This window comes from Noviherbaspirillum album, assembly GCF_035916955.1.
GTDB classification, from domain to species: Bacteria; Pseudomonadota; Gammaproteobacteria; order Burkholderiales; family Burkholderiaceae_D; genus Noviherbaspirillum; species Noviherbaspirillum album.
The window spans coordinates 283,582-300,933 of sequence record NZ_JAWIIV010000004.1; the positions used below are offsets into that span (position 1 = coordinate 283,582).

The 17,352-nt window shown below is 64.4% G+C and carries 15 protein-coding genes; 2 read left to right on the plus strand and 13 right to left on the minus strand.

The annotated features are described in order from the left end of the window. Positions 1-3: 3 nt before the first annotated feature. From RY831_RS07595 to RY831_RS07630, 8 genes are all read right to left on the minus strand, one after another. Positions 4-822 carry a helical backbone metal receptor gene (locus tag RY831_RS07595; RefSeq protein ID WP_326505716.1) on the minus strand — a complete coding sequence of 273 codons (819 nt, stop codon included), beginning with the start codon at positions 820-822 and terminating at the stop codon, positions 4-6. After that, positions 819-1,598 (minus strand): SDR family oxidoreductase, encoded by a 780-nt coding sequence (locus RY831_RS07600; RefSeq protein WP_326505717.1) that lies wholly within the window; start codon positions 1,596-1,598, stop codon positions 819-821. Before RY831_RS07600 ends, RY831_RS07595 begins: the two co-directional genes overlap by 4 nt. A 172-nt stretch (positions 1,599-1,770) precedes the next feature. Next, complete coding sequence (locus tag RY831_RS07605) at positions 1,771-2,439, minus strand: thiol:disulfide interchange protein DsbA/DsbL (RefSeq protein ID WP_326505718.1); 669 nt, start codon at positions 2,437-2,439, stop codon at positions 1,771-1,773. 52 nt (positions 2,440-2,491) lie between these two features. Further along, the gene (locus RY831_RS07610; protein WP_326505719.1) at positions 2,492-3,199 is read right to left on the minus strand and encodes an SPOR domain-containing protein; all 708 of its coding nucleotides are present in this window, start codon (positions 3,197-3,199) and stop codon (positions 2,492-2,494) included. A gap of 102 nt (positions 3,200-3,301) precedes the next feature. Then, positions 3,302-5,029, minus strand: coding sequence for an arginine--tRNA ligase (gene argS, locus RY831_RS07615; RefSeq protein WP_326505720.1), 1,728 nt, complete (start codon positions 5,027-5,029; stop codon positions 3,302-3,304). Between the two features lie 140 nt (positions 5,030-5,169). Beyond that, a complete protein-coding gene (locus RY831_RS07620; protein WP_326505721.1) occupies positions 5,170-5,592 on the minus strand; it encodes a gamma-glutamylcyclotransferase family protein in 423 nt (140 codons plus the stop codon). Positions 5,593-5,607: 15 nt separating this feature from the next. Further along, on the minus strand, positions 5,608-6,885 hold the full coding sequence (locus tag RY831_RS07625; RefSeq protein WP_326505722.1) for a GGDEF domain-containing protein: 1,278 nt from the start codon (positions 6,883-6,885) through the stop codon (positions 5,608-5,610). Between the two features lie 134 nt (positions 6,886-7,019). Continuing rightward, complete coding sequence (locus RY831_RS07630; protein ID WP_326505723.1) at positions 7,020-9,272, minus strand: S8 family peptidase; 2,253 nt, start codon at positions 9,270-9,272, stop codon at positions 7,020-7,022. 235 nt (positions 9,273-9,507) lie between these two features. On the opposite strand from RY831_RS07630, the gene RY831_RS07635 reads away from it, so the two are divergent. Beyond that, entirely contained in the window at positions 9,508-12,186 is a 2,679-nt protein-coding gene (locus RY831_RS07635) for a bifunctional acetate--CoA ligase family protein/GNAT family N-acetyltransferase (RefSeq protein ID WP_326505741.1), read from the plus strand. Positions 12,187-12,357: 171 nt separating this feature from the next. Here the strand turns inward: RY831_RS07635 and RY831_RS07640 are convergent, their stop codons facing one another. The 3 genes from RY831_RS07640 to RY831_RS07650 form a co-directional block, all read right to left on the minus strand. Beyond that, the gene (locus tag RY831_RS07640) at positions 12,358-13,488 is read right to left on the minus strand and encodes a sensor histidine kinase (RefSeq protein ID WP_326505724.1); all 1,131 of its coding nucleotides are present in this window, start codon (positions 13,486-13,488) and stop codon (positions 12,358-12,360) included. A 134-nt stretch (positions 13,489-13,622) separates the two neighbouring features. Next, positions 13,623-14,759 (minus strand): methyltransferase, encoded by a 1,137-nt coding sequence (locus RY831_RS07645; protein ID WP_326505725.1) that lies wholly within the window; start codon positions 14,757-14,759, stop codon positions 13,623-13,625. Positions 14,760-14,887: 128 nt separating this feature from the next. Beyond that, on the minus strand, positions 14,888-15,289 hold the full coding sequence (locus tag RY831_RS07650; protein ID WP_326505726.1) for an aminoacyl-tRNA synthetase: 402 nt from the start codon (positions 15,287-15,289) through the stop codon (positions 14,888-14,890). Between the two features lie 645 nt (positions 15,290-15,934). Here RY831_RS07650 and RY831_RS07655 point away from each other — a divergent pair. Further along, entirely contained in the window at positions 15,935-16,165 is a 231-nt protein-coding gene (locus RY831_RS07655; protein ID WP_326505727.1) for a hypothetical protein, read from the plus strand. Between the two features lie 84 nt (positions 16,166-16,249). Here RY831_RS07655 and RY831_RS07660 read toward each other — a convergent pair whose 3' ends face one another. Further along, positions 16,250-16,537: a PsiF family protein gene (locus RY831_RS07660; RefSeq protein ID WP_326505728.1), complete on the minus strand. Its 288-nt coding sequence runs from the start codon at positions 16,535-16,537 to the stop codon at positions 16,250-16,252. Positions 16,538-16,801: 264 nt separating this feature from the next. Continuing rightward, a partial coding sequence (gene trfA, locus RY831_RS07665) for a plasmid replication initiator TrfA (protein ID WP_326505729.1) occupies positions 16,802-17,352 on the minus strand: 551 nt, incomplete at its 5' end.

Below are 17,352 nucleotides of genomic sequence, written 5' to 3' on the forward strand. Positions count from 1 at the left end.
TGTTCAGCAGCCGCCCGCGAGCGAACGCAGATAGCGCAGGCCGGCGATTGCCCGGCTGCCGTACCAGGACATCATCTCGCCGTCGACCAGCTGCACCGGCTTGCCGATCTGCCGTTCCAGCGCATCGACATGCGCCTCGGTGAAGCGGTAGGGCTCGCTCGACAGCAGCACCGCATCGATGCCGGCCGCCAGCCGGTCGGACCAGTCGAAGCGAGGATAGCGCGCGGCAGGAGCTCCCGACGTTTCCTCCGGCGCCTCCGGCACCCATTGCCGCCAGCCGATCTCTTCCAGCATGCGGGCGATATACGTGTCGCGCGATACCGTCATCCAGGGATCCTTCCAGATGCAGTACAGCACCGTCTGCGGCGGTCCTTTCCGGGCGGCCTGCAGCGCCGCGTATTCCCGTTCGAATTCTGCGCATAAGCGTTCGGCCCGCGCCTGCGCGCCGAAGATGCCGCCCAGCAGCCGGTACAGCGCAAGGTTGTCGCGCGGCGCGACCGGATGGGTGACGATCACATGCGGGATGAATTGCGCCAGCGCATCGACGGTGGGCTTTTCGTTCTCGTCGATATTGACCACTAGGTGGGTGGGCGCGAGCCGGCGTATCTTTTCGATGTTCACATCCTTGGTGCCGCCGACCTTGGGGATGGCGCGCACGGTGTCCGCCGGATGAATGCAGAAACCGGTGCGGCCGACCAGCATGGGCGCAAGGCCGAGTTCGCACAGCAGTTCGGTGACGGACGGCACCAGCGAGACGATGCGCGCCGCCTGGCCAGAGGCGAGCGGGGCATGCTGCTGCCCGATGGCATCGATGCAGTTCATGGCTTGCGCGCCTTGTGCGGCGCCCTGGCAAAAGCAATATCGTACAGCCAGTTCGGCAGCAGCCGCAGCAGCTTCGCCACCACGCCCATCTGCCACGGGATGACCCGGTAGCTGGCGCCCGCTTCGATGGCGCGCACTGCCCGCTCGGCGAAAGCGGAGGCCGGCATCAGGAATGGCATCGGATAACGATTGACCCGGGTCATCGGCGTATCGATGTAGCCGGGCGCGATGGTCACCACCTTCACGCCGCTGCCGCGCAGTTCGACCCGCAGCGATTCGCAATAGCTGATCACCGCCGACTTGGAGGCGCTGTAGGCGCCTGCGCCCGGCAAGCCGCGGATGCCCGCCACGCTGGCGATGCCGACCAGCCGGCAGGCCTGGCTGCCGGCCGCCGCCTGGCGCTTCATGGCCGCCACGAAAGGCGCGAAGGTGGCGACGGTGGCCGTCACATTGGTGGCGATGATGCGCTCGAAGACTTCCAGGTCTTCCGCATGTTCGGTCAGCGTGCCCTGCGAGATGCCGGCATTGGCGATGACGATGTCGGCGCCGCCGCGGCTGCCGATGAAATCCAGCGCCGCCGCCTGCAACGCCGCATGGTCGTTGACATCCAGCGCATAGAGGCGGTGGCGCTCGGGATGCTGCAGCCCTGCGACCAGTTCCTGCAGCAGGTCGCCGCGCCTGGCCACCAGGCCGAGCGTCGCGCCCTGTTCGGCGTAGCGCCTTGCGAGCGCGGCGCCCAGGCCGCTGGAGGCGCCGGTGATGAAGACGCGTTTCATGTCGGCATGCATGTCGTTATGGTCGGAGTCATTCGAGGAAACCTTGAAGTTGCGATGGGCTGCAATGGACGGCAGTGGACGGCAGTGGCGGAAAGGAAAAGATTGCCATGAAAAAAGTCCGCCCTCTCGCGAGTGACGGACTTTTGAACGGGGGAACTCTTCCCTGCCTGGATTACTTGCCCTGCTTGCTCTTGTTGACCAGCCAGTCCGCGACCTGCATCGTGGCGGCATGCAGTACCGGTTCCGGCTTGTTGCCGATGCTGGCGGCGACGATGGAAGGCGAGGTCAGGTAGCGGCCGTCGATGGCCAGCAGCGGCACGCCGTCGATCTGGTAAGCCTGTGCCAGCTGCGCGGCGCGCTTGACCTTGCTCTGGATGCCGAAGGAGTTGTACACCTCGAGGAATTTCGCCTTGTCGAGGCCATTTTTGACGGCGAAGTCGGTGATTTCCGCGTCGGTGTCGGTGCGCTTCTTCTGCACGTGGATGGTGTTGAACACCTTGGGATGGAGTTCCTCGAGCTTGCCCATCGCTTCCAGCGTGTAATACAGCTTCTGCTGCGGCACCATGGAATCGCGGAAAGCGACCGGCACGCGCTTGAAGCTGATGTTGTCGCCCTGCTTCTTGACCCAGGCCACCAGGTCGTTTTCCAGCGCGTGGCAATGCGGGCAGGAATACCAGAAGAATTCGGTGACTTCGACCTTCTTGCCGGAGTCGGTCTGCTGCGCCTTGTCCAGCGTGCGGTAATCGACGCCGTTTTGCGGATTGTCGGGCGCTGCCTGTGCGGAGGCAGCAGCCATCAGGGAAATGCTCAATGCAGCCAGGACATGTTTCAGAAAACGCATATGCTTCCTTTTGCTTTGGTCAGCTACTGATTAGCTTTTGTTGGTGTTTTGTCTACTTTGCGATGCGCACGACCGCGGCATCCACGCCGTTGTCGGACAGCTTGCCGCGAACCTTGTTCATCGAATCCATCTGATTGAACGGGCCCACGCGCACCCGGTACAGCACGCCGGTGTCGGCCTGGCGTTCCGAGACCTTGGCCTCGACGCCCAGCAAAGCCAGCTTGGCGCGGATGTTTTCCGCGTCGTTCTGCTCGCGGAATGCGCCCGCCTGCAGATAATAACTCCACTTTTCATCCGCGGCATCGGACTTGGATTCGGCCTTGGCTTCCGCCTTCACGTCGGCGCGGGTATCGCCCTCGACTTTTTTCGGCTTTTCCGCCACGCCGAGCTTGGCCGACTGTTCGACGATAGGCGCCTTGCTTTCACTGGCCTGCGCCGGTGCCGGCTTGGCATCGAGCTTGGGGTCGACCGTGACTTCCTGCTTCTTCTCGGTCGGCTGCGGCGCGGCGGTATTGGTCGGCGCCGGATCCTTCGCGGCCTCTTCCGCCGGCTTCTTCGCCTGCTTGCCGTAGAGCGGCCGGTTCGGGTCGCTCACCTGGGCGTTCTGGTCGGCCTGCTTGGGACGGCCCATCTTGTCGGTGAAAGGCATCGGCGTCTTGGTGATCATCATGGCCACCCCGAGCGCGATGCCGAGGCCGATGATCAGGCCGATGATGATGCCGAGTATTGTTCCGCCCTGCTGCCTGTTGTAGTTATGCATACTTCCTCAATCCACTTCCGATCCGGTCCGTTCAATGCGTTTGCGCGCCACCCTACGACTGCCGGAATGAGTGCGCAAGCGCTTGAACAGATTCTTACATCTTTACATTCTAGAGGGCGCCGATACACCGATCAGCGCCAGGCCATTGCGCAGGACCTGGCGGGTGGCGCGCATCAGGGTCAGGCGGGCCGTCCGGGTAGCGGCATCGTCGACCAGCACGCGTTCGGCGTTGTAGTAGCTGTGCAGCTCGCCGGCCAGGTCGCGCAGGTAGAACGCTACCTGATGCGGGCCGAGTTCGTCGAGGGCTTTTTGCAGCATCTCCGGATATTCGGCCAGCTTGGCCAGCAGCGCGGCTTCCCGCGGCGACGTCAGTGGCGAAAGATCCACATTGGTCAGCGCGGTTTCGTCGCCGCCCCATTGCGCCAGCACCGAGCAGATGCGCGCATGCGCGTACTGCACGTAGTACACCGGGTTCTCGTCGGACTGCGACAGCGCGAGATCGACGTCGAAGGTGAATTCGGTATCGGCCTTGCGCGAGATGAGGAAGAAGCGCACAGCATCGCGTCCGCGGGTAAGGTCGCGCTCGCCGTTCTCGTTGAGGGCATCGCCGGCCGACCATTCGATCAGGTCGCGCACGGTAACGTAGGAGCCGGCGCGCTTGGATATCTTCACTTCCTCGCCGTTCTTCATCACCGTGACCATCTTGTGCAGCACGTAGTCCGGATAGCCTTCGGGAATGCCGAGGTTGACCGCCTGCAGTCCGGCGCGCACGCGCGCGATGGTGCCGTGATGGTCGCTTCCCTGCACGTTGATGACCTTGCCGAAGCCGCGCTGCCACTTGGTGACATGATAGGCGACGTCCGGCACGAAGTAGGTGTAGGTGCCGTCGGATTTCTTCATCACGCGGTCCTTGTCGTCGCCGTACTCGGTGGTGCGCAGCCACAGCGCGCCGTCCTGCTCGTAGGTCTTGCCGGCCTTGACCAGCGCCTCGACGGCGGCCGCCACCTTGCCTTCGGTGTAGAGCGAGGATTCCAGGTAATAGTTGTCGAACTTCACGCCGAAGGCCTGCAGGTCGAGATCCTGTTCATGGCGCAGGTAGGTGACGGCGAACCTGCGGATCGACTCGATGTCCTCGACGTCGCCGCTGGCGGTCACCGGCGCGCCGTCGCTGGCGGACACGGTCTTCTTCTGCAGGAAGTCGGCGGCGATGTCGGCGATGTAGTCGCCGTTGTAGGCGGCCTCGGGCCAGCCTTCCTCGCCCGGCTTGAAACCCCTGGCGCGCGCCTGCACCGACAGCGCGAGGTTGCCGATCTGGACGCCGGCGTCGTTGTAGTAGAACTCGCGCGTGACGTCATAGCCCTGCGCCGCCAGCAGCGAAGCCATGGCATCGCCGAGCGCGCCCTGGCGGCCGTGGCCGACGTGCAGCGGGCCGGTGGGGTTGGCGGAGACGAATTCCACCATCACCTTCCTGCCGGCGCCGGCGCCGGTCCTGCCGAAAGCATCGCCCTGGTCGATCACCGCCTGCACCACAGCCTGCTTGGCGGCGGCCGCCACGCGCAGGTTAATGAAGCCGGGACCGGCGATGTCGGCGCTTTCGATCAGCGCGCCCTTGTTTGCCAGCACCGCGGCGACGATGGCCTGCGCCAGCTCGCGCGGATTCTTTTTCAGCGGCTTGGCCAGCTGCATCGCGATGTTGCAGGCGATGTCGCCATGCGCCGGGTCGCGCGGCCGCTCGAGCACGACGGACGGTTTCAGTTCGGTTCCGGCAACGATGGGCGCGAGTGCGGCCTGGAACAAGTCGATGATCTGTTGTTTTTGCGAAGCGAGCATGGGAAAAATGGCATCCGGCGCACGGCCGGGCTTGTGAATTGGGGACAGCCGGCATTATACCGGCTCGTGGTTGCGGCTCATGCTTGCCGATCCGCGCCGGCGGCGCTTCCCGGGACTTCCTGGAGCTTCCCCGGAGCGTCCTATTCGCCCAATCTTTCCCGGCAATAGGTGCCGAGGAAGCGTTGCATCTGGAAGGTTTCGGGCAGCCATGGCGATTCCGACAACTTCTGCGGCAGCAGGTAGATGTAGGTCTGGGCGTCGGCCGCTTCGCCGGAGGCCAGCCTGACTTGCACCCGGTCGCGCCGGTATTCGCTGCCTTCGAAGGCGTCGAGGGCGGCGACATCGGCATCCGATACGTCGAAATACACGATGCCGGCGACGCTGGCGCCGGAGCGGGCGATGGTGCCGGGATAAGTCTCGCCGGCCAGCGCATAGCGCGCATGCCCGTCCAGTACGGCCGGCGCGCTGCGGTACTCGCCGCGTACCACGCGCCGCCAAACTTCGGGAAACATCAGCGAACCGTAAGTGAAGACATTGAAGACGTTGAAGTCATGCGGGGACATCGGGCGAATCCGGGCTCAGTGTTGATGGGTGGCTGGCGGTGCCGGCGTGGCGTTTGCAGCAGTGGTTACGGCGGCGGTTGCTGCGGCGGGCGCGACGACGACCCGATTGCGCCCCTGCTCCTTGGCGCGGTAGAGGGCGGCGTCGGCGGCGGCTACCAGGTCCGGCGGCTGGCCGGCATCGCCTGGCGTCAGCGTGGCGACGCCGAGGCTGACGGTGATGCCTGCGGCCACCCGCGATGCCGCATGCGGAATCTGCAGGTCGGATACCTGCCGGCGCATGCGCTCGGCCAGGGCCGCCGCATCGGCGGCATCGGTCGCCGGCAGCAGCACGACGAATTCCTCGCCGCCGAAGCGCGCCACCAGGTCGGCGGAGCGCCTCACCACCGATTGCAGTGCATCGGCGACCTTCTGCAGGCAGGCGTCGCCGGCCGGATGGCCGTAATGGTCGTTGTAATTCTTGAAGCAGTCGACGTCGATCAGCACCAGGCTCAGCGCATGGCCGTCGCGTCGCGCGCGGTTCCACTCGATGCTGAGCCTGCGGTCGAATTCGCGGCGGTTGGCGAGCCGGGTCAGGGCATCCTCGGCCGACAGCCTGCCGAGCAGTTCCACCGCATTGCTCAGCTCCTCGTTGCGCTGCTGCTCGCGCAGGCGGGCGAGATAGGCGCGGCGCTGGTCCTGGTCCATGCGGAAGTTGGCGATCAGGCTGATGATCACCGCCGCAGCGCAGAACAGCCAGTTGTTGAAGCGGACCTCGGCGGACATGGCGGCCACCTGCAGCAGGCTCACGCCGTACAGGACGACCAGCGCGGCGGACACGATTGCCGCGCTGCGAAAGCGCTGGTTGAGCACGATGTTGCCGAACAGGACGATGAGCGTGACGCCGGTATGGTAATGCACTGCATTGGGATGCTGGCTGAGCGCGGCGATCAAGGACAGGCTGGCCCCGGTCACGATCAGCGAGACCGACAGCATGGCCTCGCGCATCAGCAGGTTCTTGAGTCGGCTGAACAAGATCGTGCCTAGCAGCATGAGCGGAATCACGATCAGGAAGCGGATGAGCCACGCCTGCTGATAGACGTCGGGCACCATGCTGAGGTCGCTGATGGCGAAGGCGCCGTACAGGAGGGCGCCGGCCAGTCCGGTCCGGACCATGCGGTGTTCGCGCAGCCTGTCCATCTCGGCCTGGAAGGAAGCTTCGATTTCGGCGGGAAATTTGTCGTGTCGTTCCCAGAACGATCCGGAGGTCGAGGATTGGGGTGCGGTCAGGTCTTGCGGTGAGGGTTCGCGTGACATGGGCTCATGCGCCTCGGAAATGCAATATGCCGAGCTTAGCCCCGCTACGGGCTCGCGTCCAGCGAAAATGCAGCGTTGATGGAAGCGCAAGCCGGCAGGCGGCGCGTCCGTGTGCCATGGTCATGGTGATGCCGTCAGAAGCGCGTCGCGTATCGCAGCGCCAGCAGCTTGTCGAGCGCCGCATCGGCGATATTGTTGGGCTCGCGGCGCAGCATCATGCTCACGCCCATCGATGACAGCGGCCCCAGCGGCGCCTGATAGCTCAGCTCGCCGCGCACTTCCCTGCCGGTCGGCGCCATCGAGAACACCAGCCTGTCGCGCACCTGCTCGTTCGACAACACATCCATCGTCAGCTGGCCGGCATAGGTGCGCATCGGCTGCGACAAGGCCAGGCTGAGCCGGTCGCCCCGCCTGGCACGGTCGGCGGCCACCAGCGCCAGCGAAAAGGCATTGGTGCGCAACGTGGTCACGCCGGCCACCAGGCTGTCGCCGCTGCGACCGGGAGTGATGCCGTAGGATGCCTGGCCGGCCAGAGCGAGCTGCGGCATGATCAGCACGGCGCCGGCGAGCTGCACCGAATGCGTGGCCGCGCGGTTGGCGATCGACAATGCGCCGCTCGAATAGGAACCGAGGTAGGCGTTGCGTTCGCGCGTCTGCAGCAGCGACATCGACAGTGCCGCGCCGTCGAAAGAGCGGGAAACTTCGAACACCCCCGATCTTGCCTGCGGCATCCATGCCGCACCCGGCAGATGGACATCGGACGATGCCAGCGGATCATGCGTGCCGGCAGCCACCAGCCCGGCCTTGACCCAGTAGCCGCCGGCCTCGCGCGCCACGGCGAAATGGGTGGTCGAGGGCAGCAGCGACAGATAGGGATTGGACAGGCCGGCCACCTGCGACAGCGGCAGGTCAGGCGCCAGCCTCAGCCCGTGCGCGCCGAAATCCTGCCCGGCGAAGCTGCCCAGCGCGAAGGAAGCCTGCATGCCGTCGCGGCCACGCGCCAGCAGCGAGAATGCGGCCAGGCGGTCGCGCGGCGCTTGCGCCTGCAGGTGCGCGGGCATGGCGCCCATGCCGGTGCCCGTCCACGATTCGCGAACGAAAGCCATTTCCATGTCATCACCGAAAACACGTTCGGCTACTTCATTGCGCCGGCCCATGCCGCCGATCACCTGGTCGAGCGACAAGGCGGTGCTGCGCGTGACGGTCCTGCCGAGGTCGATGCCGAAATCGCGCTGGAAGTCATCCCTGCCGACCGCGCGCAGCTGGCCCGATGCGGCCAGGCTCCAGATCGCGCTGGTGGCCGCCGACGGCTGCATGGCCCCGCTCAGCACGCGGATGGTCTTGCCGTTGTAGGTGGTGGTGGTGAGCGTGCCGACGGGCTTGAGCGCCTTGTCGATATTGAGCAAGCCGCGCCCATAGATCGGATCGATGCCGGGCGCGCCGAGATCGGTGGCCGTGACCAGCAGGATCGTCGCCACCTGGTCGGCGCGCAGCCTGGGCCACATTTGCATCAGCAATGCCGCCGCGCCGCTGACCATCGGTGCGGCCATGGAGGTGCCGCTCATGCTTGCATACTGGTCGTTGCGATGGGCGGAGACCACCCCGACGCCCGGCGCGACCAGGTACCAGGCGGCGGTGTCGCCGGCACGGTTGGAAAACGAGGCGATCCGGTTCGAAGCATCCACCGCGCCGACGGCGATGATCTGGTTGTTGGCCCAGGCTTCCCTGGCAAAGCGGGCAGGCCAGTTGCTCGTCGGCGCGCCATCGTTGCCGGCCGCCGCCACGATCAGCAGGCCGCTCTTCACCGCCTCCTGCATGGCGCGCGCATCGAAAGGCCCGGATGCGCCGATGCTGAGATTGATGATGGCTGCCTTTCCGATCGCATGCCGCAGGCCGATATCAAGCGCGAGCGTACTGCCGCTGCCGCTGTCCGGAAATATCTTGATTGGCAGCAGCGTCGCGCCATGCGCCACGCCGGCATTGCCGCGGCCGTCGCGCAGGGCAGCGATGATGCCGGCCACGTGCGAGCCGTGGCCCCTGCGGTCGGTGACATCGAGGCCGCCGGTGACCGCATTCAAGCCCGGAAGCAGCTTGCCTGCCTGCATGAATTCCCGGTGCGTGCCGCTGATGCCGGTGTCGAGCGTGGCAATCGTCACGCCGGCGCCGCTCAGCCCGCGCGCATAAGCGGCGTCGGCCCGGATGCGGCCGAGATAGAAGGACGTGCCGCGTTCGATCTCGATTGCGGTTGCAGTAACGGCTGTGCCTACTGCCGCCGGCCGCGGCATGTCGGCGAGAGAATCCGACCATGCCGGAGCCGCCCACATGGCGCAGGCGGAGCAGACGGCGATCGAGACCAGGCTCGAAGAAAGGGCGGGCGAATGAGGCATTTCCATCAAGATACAAAACGTGTCTTTCCATTTTGCATCGTAAGGGGATGACTGCCTATGCATTGCATGATGGGAAACGCATTGTAGTCGCCTGCCAGCAACAGTGTGTCAAAATCGATAGACACAATGGCATGGCTTGATAAAACGCTGCGCGGAAAGCCATTCCGCGAACGCCGGCATGCCTGATGCTGTCTTGACTGCTGTCGAGTTCAACCTGACTCCGGGGCTTCCAGGTATGGAAAAACACTATCTGTCACCGCTTTTCACGCCGGGCGCCATCGTCGTCTTCGCCGGCGAAGATGGCACGCCGGGCAGCCAGACGTCGCACGGCAAGCTGATCAAAGCGCAGCTGCAGGCGGCCGCCTTCGACGGACGCGTCACCTACCTCGATGTTGGCATGAGCGGCACGCTGGGCGATCTTGCGCAGTCGCAATCGGATCTGGCGATCATCGCGTTGCCCAACGAACAGCTTGCCGCCGCCCTGGAAGTTGCCGCGCGCATACGCAGCAAGACCGCGCTGATCGTCTCCGGCGGCGTGGATGCCGCGCTGGCCCAAAGGCTGCAATCGATCGCCAGGCAGCACGGTATCCATCTGCTCGGCCCGAATTCCATGGGTTTCCAGCGTCCCCAGCTCAATCTCAATGCCAGCGCCCTCGGACCGCTGGCGCGAACCGGCTCGCTGGCGCTGGTCTCGCAATCCGGCGCGCTCAGCTCGTCCATCCTCGACTGGGCTGTGAAGAACGGCGTCGGCTTCTCGACGGTGGTCTCGCTCGGCGCGCATACCTCGCTTGACGTGGCCGAAGTGCTGGATTTCCTGGCCCAGGACCGCCGCACGCAGAGCGTGGTGGTGTATCTGGAAGGTATCTGCAACGCGCGCCGTTTCATGAGCGCGCTGCGCGCGGCGGCCAACGTCAAGCCGGTATTCGTGCTCAAGGCCGGCCGCAAGCCGGCCGGCTCCAGCGCCGCGCTCACCCATTCGGGCGCCATCGTCGGCAGCGACGATGTCTTCGATGCGGCTCTGCAACGCGCCGGCGCGGTGCGGGTGCGCAGCTTCGTGCAGCTGTTCACCGCGGCCAAGGGCCTGTCGGCGCGCAACCTGCCGGTCGGCAAGCGACTGGCGGTGATCAGCAACGGCGGCGGCCCCGGCGTGCTGGCGGCCGACTGGACCAATGAACTCGGCCTGGAACTGGGCATGCTGGTGGATGCGGAAGCGGCGGCTTTGGCGCCGCAGCTGTCGCCGCTGGCCAACCTGCAGAGCGTGATCGACCTCGGCGAGGAAGCTGCCGCGCAGCACTATCATGCGGCGGTCAGCGCCTGCGCCGGCGGCAAGGGCATCGACGGCATCCTGGTCATTTTGTCGCCCAAGCCCGATCTCGACACCACCGCGGTGGCGCAGGCGCTGGCCGACCTCTATCCCTCCCTGGCCAAGCCGCTGGTCACCTGCTGGATGGGCGACGAGCGCGCCGCCGATGCCCGCACCATCCTGAGCCGCGCGGCGATCCCGACCTACCGCACGCCGGAAGCGGCGGTCGATGCCTTCAGCAACATTGCCTCCTTCCACCAGAACCAGCAGCTGCTGCAGCAGACGCCGCCGCCGCTGTCGCCGCTGCCCAAGCCCGACCTGGAAGGCGCGCGCATCCTGGTTGAAAGCGTGCTGGCCGAACGGCGCAAGGTGCTCACCGAGATGGAGTCGAAGGCGCTGCTCGCGGCCTTCCATATTCCGGTCACCAAGACCATCCTGGCGCGCTCGGCGAGCGAGGCCATCCTGATCGCCAACCAGCTCGGCTATCCGGTCGCGTTGAAGATCGACTCGCCCGACATCCCGCACAAGTCGGATGTGCAGGGCGTCGCCCTCAACCTGCAGAATGCCGCGGCGGTGCGCGACACCTGGAACGACATGATGGCGACCGTCAAGCGCCTGCGGCCGGATGCGCACATCAATGGCGTCACCATCCAGAACATGTCGGGCAAGCCGCGCGGACGCGAGCTGTACATCGGCGTCAATACCGACGAACCCTTCGGTCCGGTGATCTCGTTCGGCGCCGGCGGCACCATGATCGAGCTGATCGCCGACCGTGCCATCGAGCTGCCGCCGCTCAACCAGTTTCTCGCGCAGCGGCTGATCGACCGCGCCCGTTCCGCCGAGACGCTCGACAACTGGCGCGGCGCGCCGCCGGCCGACCGCGAGTCGCTGGAACAGATGCTGCTGCGGGTATCGGAAATGGTGTGCGCGCTGCCGCAGCTCAAGGCCATGGACATCAACCCGGTGATCGTCGACGCCGCCGGCGCGCTGGCGGTCGATGCGCGCGTGGTGGTCGGCCATGCGCCGCGCGGGGCGGGCGATTATCCGCACCTGGCCATCCTGCCTTATCCGTCGGACCGCGAGGAAGAATGGCCGCTGCGCGGCGGCGGTCATTACATCATGCGCCCGGTGCATCCCAACGATGCCGAAATGCTGCAGGATTTCGTGCGCCGGCTGTCTCCGGAAAGCCGCTACATGCGCTTCGTCTCCACCATGCGCGAACTGTCGCTGCGCATGCTGGCGCGCTTCACGCTGATCGACTATGACCGCGAGATGGCGCTGGTGGCGGTGCACAGGGAGCGCACGCCGGACGAACAGGGAGGATTCCGCCATACCGACCGCATCATCGCGGTCTCGCGCTATGTCACCAACCCGGATCTCGCCAGCTGTGAATTTTCGCTGGCGGTGGCCGATGAGTTCAGTGGCCAGGGCATCGGCTCGCGCATGATGCTGGCCATTATGGATGTGGCGCGCAGCAAAGGGCTGGAGCGGGTCGAAGGCCTGGTGCTGTCGAACAATGTGCCAATGCTCAAACTGATGCGCAGCCTCGGCTTCGAAGTCAGGCGCTACGAGGAAGACATGGACTTCCGCCTCTGCGTGCGGACCTTGTAACTAGCGCGGATTGCGAATGGGTGGTCGGTCGTCTCGGCCTGCCTTGGGTCCACTTCACCATGGCAGCGTTGTTCGTCGCTTGTGTGGCCCGCCGCACGGCGCTCCTCTCGCCTTGCCCTGCATCCCAAGACAAACCGATTCTTCCCTAAACCCACCGCAATCCGCTCTAGGCTAGGACACCGATGTCCTTGGCAGGACGATGCGGAACACCGTGCCATCGGCATCGGTGGACGCCGCCGTGATATCGCCGCCGTGGGCGGCCACGATTTCCTGCGCGATGAACAATCCCAGGCCGAGGTTGGCTGGCGGCATGGATTGATTGTCGTCGTCGGCCCCGGCGTGGACCAGCGGATTGAAGATGACGCGCAGGACTTCCTGCGGTATGGCCGGACCCCGGTTGCGCACTTCGATGACGATGCGTTCATGCTCGCCCAGCGCCGCAACGGTAATCGGCGCTTCCCTTCCGCCGTAGCGGGCCGCGTTGCTCAACAGGTTCGCCATCACCTGGCGCAGGCGCTCGCCGTCGACCACCGCGCGCAGGTCGCCTGAACACTCGACCAGCATCGCATGACGGGGATAGGCAATGCGTGCCTCCTCCAGCGCCGCCTGGCATACCTTGTCGACATCGGTGTCGGACCGCGATACCTGCACGCCGCGGCCGAGGCGGCTGCGCGTGAAATCGAGCAGGTCCTTGATCATGGCGCTCATCGCCGCGGCGCTTCTCCCCAGCCGCACGACCGCCTCATCCTGCTTCTGCTTCGGAATGCCGGGCGTGGTCAGATACTGGCTGGTCATGATGATGGCGCCCAGCGGCGTGCGCAAATCGTGTCCGAGAATGGCAAGGAACATGTCGCGCGAGCGCTCCACTTCCCTTGCATAGCGGGCCAGCGCTTCCGACAGGGCACGGTCGATGGCGTCGTTGAAATGCAGGGTCTGCTCGAAGCCCATTGCATCAAGCTCGGGACCGGATTCCATCCACAGGCGGATGACGCTGGCGCGCAGGGCCAGGAACTCGGCGCTCAGCTGGTCCAGGTCGAATCCGGCATGGTGGCGCATCGCGCCATAGGCGGCGGCGGCGGTCTCATGGCCGTCCAGCAGGCCGGCGCGTCCCCCGCCCTGTCCTGCAAGCTGGCGCGGCCGGGGCTTTTCGATGTCGGCGATGATGGCATGCAGGATGTCGCGCGAGTGTTCACGCAAGCCGACGCCATGCTTTTCCGCATCGGGCGCGAGCGTATGGGCGAATGCCTCCCACTCGGCAACGATGCGTTCCATGTTGTCATTGATGAACATCGATAACTTCACCGCGCCTCCATCGCAGGGTCGTTGATTTCGGGAACGATGCACGGTTCCACGGCCGTCATTTTAACCGCTGCGTCGAGGATGCTGCATGGAAAGACGAAACGGAAGATGAAACGAAAGACAAACAGCGACAGGAGTCAGCCGGCGGCGAGCCGCCACAGGGAAGTCACTTCCAGGCGCCGGGCCTGGTGCAGCGGATCATCGGCATCCATGGACTTGGGATGCCTCGGCCGTACATCCATTCTGGCGACGACCTGCAGCCCGGCGCCTTCCACCCATTCCAGCAACTGCTCGCGGGTGCGCAGGCCGAGATGCTCGGCGAAATCGGACAGGATCAGCCAGCCCTCGCCGCCCGGGGCGAGATGCGCCGCGAGGCCGTCGAGGAAGCCGCGCAGCATGCGGCTGTCGGGGTCGTAGACCGCATGTTCGACGGGTGAACTGGGGCGCGCCGGCACCCATGGGGGATTGCACACCAGCAGCGGCGCGCGCCCTGGCGGAAACAGGTCGGCCTGCAGCAGTTCGACCCGCCCGGCAAGACCGAGGCGCGCGATGTTGTCGCGCGCGCAGGCCAGCGCGCGCGGATCCTGGTCGGTTGCCACCACATTCGCCACGCCGCGCCCGGCGAGCACGGCCGCCAGGATGCCGGTGCCGGTGCCGATATCGAAGGCCAGCGCATCGGCCCCGACGGGCAGCGGCGCCTGCGCCACAAGATCGACATACTCGCCGCGCACCGGGGAGAACACGCCATAACAGGGATGGATGCGCGCGCCCAGCGCCGGGATTTCCACGCCCTTCTTGTGCCATTCATGGGCGCCGATCAAGCCGAGCAGCTCCCGCAGCGATGCCACGTAAGCCTCCTGCGCCGGGCCGTAGGCTTCTTCGCAGGCCTGCCTGACATCGGGTGCGCGCCGCAGCGGCACGACATGCCCCGCCTCGAACGGCAGCAGCAGCATGCCGAGTATGCGGGCGCGCTGGGCCTGGGCCTGGCGGTGCTGGTGAAATGCCTCCTTCGGCGAGGCCGCGGGCGGACGCGGTTTCTTCGGCTTGCGGTCGGTGCGCCGCGCCAGCGCCTGCAGCAGCTGGCGGGCGTTCTGGAAGTCGCCTCGCCACAGCAGGGCCGTACCCTCGCAGGCGAGCCGGTAGGCGGTGTCGGCATTCATGCGGTCATCGGCCGGAACAACTTTCCTTGGCGGCGGCACACCGGCTTCGGAGCGCCAGCGGACCGCATGCTCGCCATCGGCGTCGTTCCATTGCAGGATGGGGTAGCCGCTCATGGACGGGCTTTCACCCAAGGAAAGGATCTGGCGCGAATGTAAGGCATACAGCAGGGCATACGACGGTCCGTTCGGGAAGGTAATGCGAAAAGACCGCCATTCTACGCCTGGCCGCCGGCATTTCCGTCTTAGCGATGCGACGGCGCGGGATGCGCACGTTCATGCAAGGGGAATCGATGCGGATAGCGATGCGCCTTGTCATGCTCCAGCAGGGAAATGACTGCCTTGACGATTGCGTACATCAGCGCCCTGTCCGGCGAGGGATGGTCGCTGTAATGCGCAATGATGGGGCCGGCGATGACCGTGTCCGGCATGGCGTCGCCCCCTTGGCTGCCATAGCTGATCGGGATGTGATAGCGCGCGATCAGCGGTCCGCAGGCGGCCCAGTCGCGGGTCCATTGCGGCATGGGGCTGGTGCCTTCCCACAGTACGCCAGCGCTTTCGCAATATTCCTCGATCTCGTGTCCGAGCAGTTGGGCCAGATGACGCTCCTTCGCCACGCAACTGCGGAAATATTCTTCGTCGCTCATACGCATTTTCGGCCTCCGTATCTCCAACATGAGATTAGATGTCTTTGGCGCGGCGGGTTCACCGTCGCTGCGGCTGGAATGCGGTACGGGAGAAATAGACAGGCAAAAAAAAGCCCGCAGACCTTTCGGTAGCGGGCCAATCCAATTCTAGGAGAGTTGGAGGAGACAGGTGCCAATATACCGATCGGTTTTTTGAATGTCCGCTTTATTGTCGTGATAACCGGTATAGGGTTTGTTTATATCTCTGGGGCACGCTTCATTCATTCCTGCTTCTCGAGCTCCTGCATGTTCATGCGTGCAAACGAAGAGTGGAGCTGGGCAAATTCCAAATAGAAAAGCCCGCACGAGCATTCCGTGCGGGCTTTTGTGTCTCCCAACCTTCCTGAGGTGGATTTTTGTAACGCGATATTACACCGACATTGCCATTTGCCCAAGCCCGTTCCATGCATGTCGCAATGACAACACTGCAGCGTTCCATGACAGCGAGGTTTAATGAACGCTGCGCGAAATCAACGGTCTTTGAATGAGTTAACTACTGGGTCTTCAATTCAGTTACAACTGCACAACCGTCCCCTGGCCACCCCTCCGGCGAGCCGTGCGCGGTCGGGGTCGCCTGCCGGCCTTGCTGTTCCGAATGGAGAAATCATGTCGACCGTGATCCATCATCGAGGTATCAAGATCGTGACGCTCGCCCACGATGAACGCATCGTCGACCATTGCAGGCAGGGCGATATCGCCATTGTCCGGGAAGAAGCCGGCTGGTGGACGTATTTCGTCGGCGCCGACGGCAAGACGGATGGCTACGATGCGCCGTTCGACAGTTACGACAAAGCCTTGTGGACTGCCAAGGCAGCAGCGGAATTCTCGGCGGAATAAGGAAAACCGCATCCGAAGCATGTGTTCATACGTTTCCGGATGCGGAAAACTGCGGCATAGCGTTATTGATCGGGCTCGCGGAGATCAGCCTTTTTTCAGGCACTCGCTCATGAATTTCTTGCGCTCGTCTCCGGTCTTGCCCTTGGCATCGGCATTGCAGCTCTTCATCTTGTCCTGCTGCGCCTTCTGTGCTTCGCTGACTTTCGGCTTGCTGCTCAGACACTCCTTCATGAAGGCCTTGCGTTCATCGCCTTTCTTGCCCTCGGCTTCCTTGTTGCAGGTCGCCATCTTGTTCTGCTGCTCGGTAGCCGCGAACGCGGTTTGAAAAAGCATCGGTAATGCAAGCACCAGTGCGCCGGCAATTGTCTTCATCTTGTTCTCCAGGGGCTGTTTTAATAGGCGACTACAAGAGTCGAATTTATTACAGCACATTTCTGTCGCCATTCCTACACTGGCTGGCGAAGATTTGACCTGGATTCATTTGCCGGCACCATGCGGAGCCACGCTCGACATACGATAGATTGCTTATAGATCCGGTCCGAAAATATGTTGGGCCAGATCTCCTTCTCCCGGCCCTCTCCCAGAGGGTGAGGATGAAATCATCGACCCGAAAAATGAACCATTTTTCGGGATGAATCAACAGGTACCGAGCAGCCCCTGCGGACGGGCGTTGCGCACCACCGTCACCACGTCGGTCATCGGATCGATCTTCCATGACTTCAGAAAGCCCTGCTCCACCAGCAGCTCCAGCGCCTTCTTCAAACCATTGCGAAAGTGGTACAGCTGCTGCGCCGACGATCCGCACAAGCCCTTGAGCGTCTCCACCTTGTAGCCGAACGGCTCCCGGTGCGTATAGTAAAAACCGTGCAGCCACTTCGCCAGCGGCGAGCGCAGCTTGAGCCTCTGCCTCCAGTCCAGCTGCGTGTACGCATCGGTGCCGAACAGGGTGATGAGCTTCGGGTTCAGCCTTACCTTCCACTGCCGGTCGCTTTCGTCCTTGAACGTGAACTCCTGCACCAGCGTGCCGCCGTAGCCGCGCTTGCCCGAGCCGGCATCGAAGCGGATCTCCACCGCGTTGGCGGTGAGCCTGAGAATACACAGCCGCAGCCGCTCGTACGATGGCGCCGAGGTCGGCCAGCCCATGGATTTGAGCATCGAGTAGGCCGTGAACGACACTTCATGGCCCA

Excerpts from the sequence above, each read along its gene's own strand:
- RY831_RS07595 (WP_326505716.1), bottom strand. The coding sequence starts at position 822 with ATGAACTGCATCGATGCCATCGGGCAGCAGCATGCCCCGCTCGCCTCT.
- RY831_RS07600 (WP_326505717.1), bottom strand. The coding sequence starts at position 1,598 with ATGAAACGCGTCTTCATCACCGGCGCCTCCAGCGGCCTGGGCGCCGCG.
- RY831_RS07605 (WP_326505718.1), bottom strand. The coding sequence starts at position 2,439 with ATGCGTTTTCTGAAACATGTCCTGGCTGCATTGAGCATTTCCCTGATG.
- RY831_RS07610 (WP_326505719.1), bottom strand. The coding sequence starts at position 3,199 with ATGCATAACTACAACAGGCAGCAGGGCGGAACAATACTCGGCATCATC.
- argS (WP_326505720.1), bottom strand. The coding sequence starts at position 5,029 with ATGCTCGCTTCGCAAAAACAACAGATCATCGACTTGTTCCAGGCCGCA.
- RY831_RS07620 (WP_326505721.1), bottom strand. The coding sequence starts at position 5,592 with ATGTCCCCGCATGACTTCAACGTCTTCAATGTCTTCACTTACGGTTCG.
- RY831_RS07625 (WP_326505722.1), bottom strand. The coding sequence starts at position 6,885 with ATGTCACGCGAACCCTCACCGCAAGACCTGACCGCACCCCAATCCTCG.
- RY831_RS07630 (WP_326505723.1), bottom strand. The coding sequence starts at position 9,272 with ATGCCTCATTCGCCCGCCCTTTCTTCGAGCCTGGTCTCGATCGCCGTC.
- RY831_RS07635 (WP_326505741.1), top strand. The coding sequence starts at position 9,508 with ATGGAAAAACACTATCTGTCACCGCTTTTCACGCCGGGCGCCATCGTC.
- RY831_RS07645 (WP_326505725.1), bottom strand. The coding sequence starts at position 14,759 with ATGAGCGGCTACCCCATCCTGCAATGGAACGACGCCGATGGCGAGCAT.
- RY831_RS07650 (WP_326505726.1), bottom strand. The coding sequence starts at position 15,289 with ATGAGCGACGAAGAATATTTCCGCAGTTGCGTGGCGAAGGAGCGTCAT.
- RY831_RS07655 (WP_326505727.1), top strand. The coding sequence starts at position 15,935 with ATGTCGACCGTGATCCATCATCGAGGTATCAAGATCGTGACGCTCGCC.
- RY831_RS07660 (WP_326505728.1), bottom strand. The coding sequence starts at position 16,537 with ATGAAGACAATTGCCGGCGCACTGGTGCTTGCATTACCGATGCTTTTT.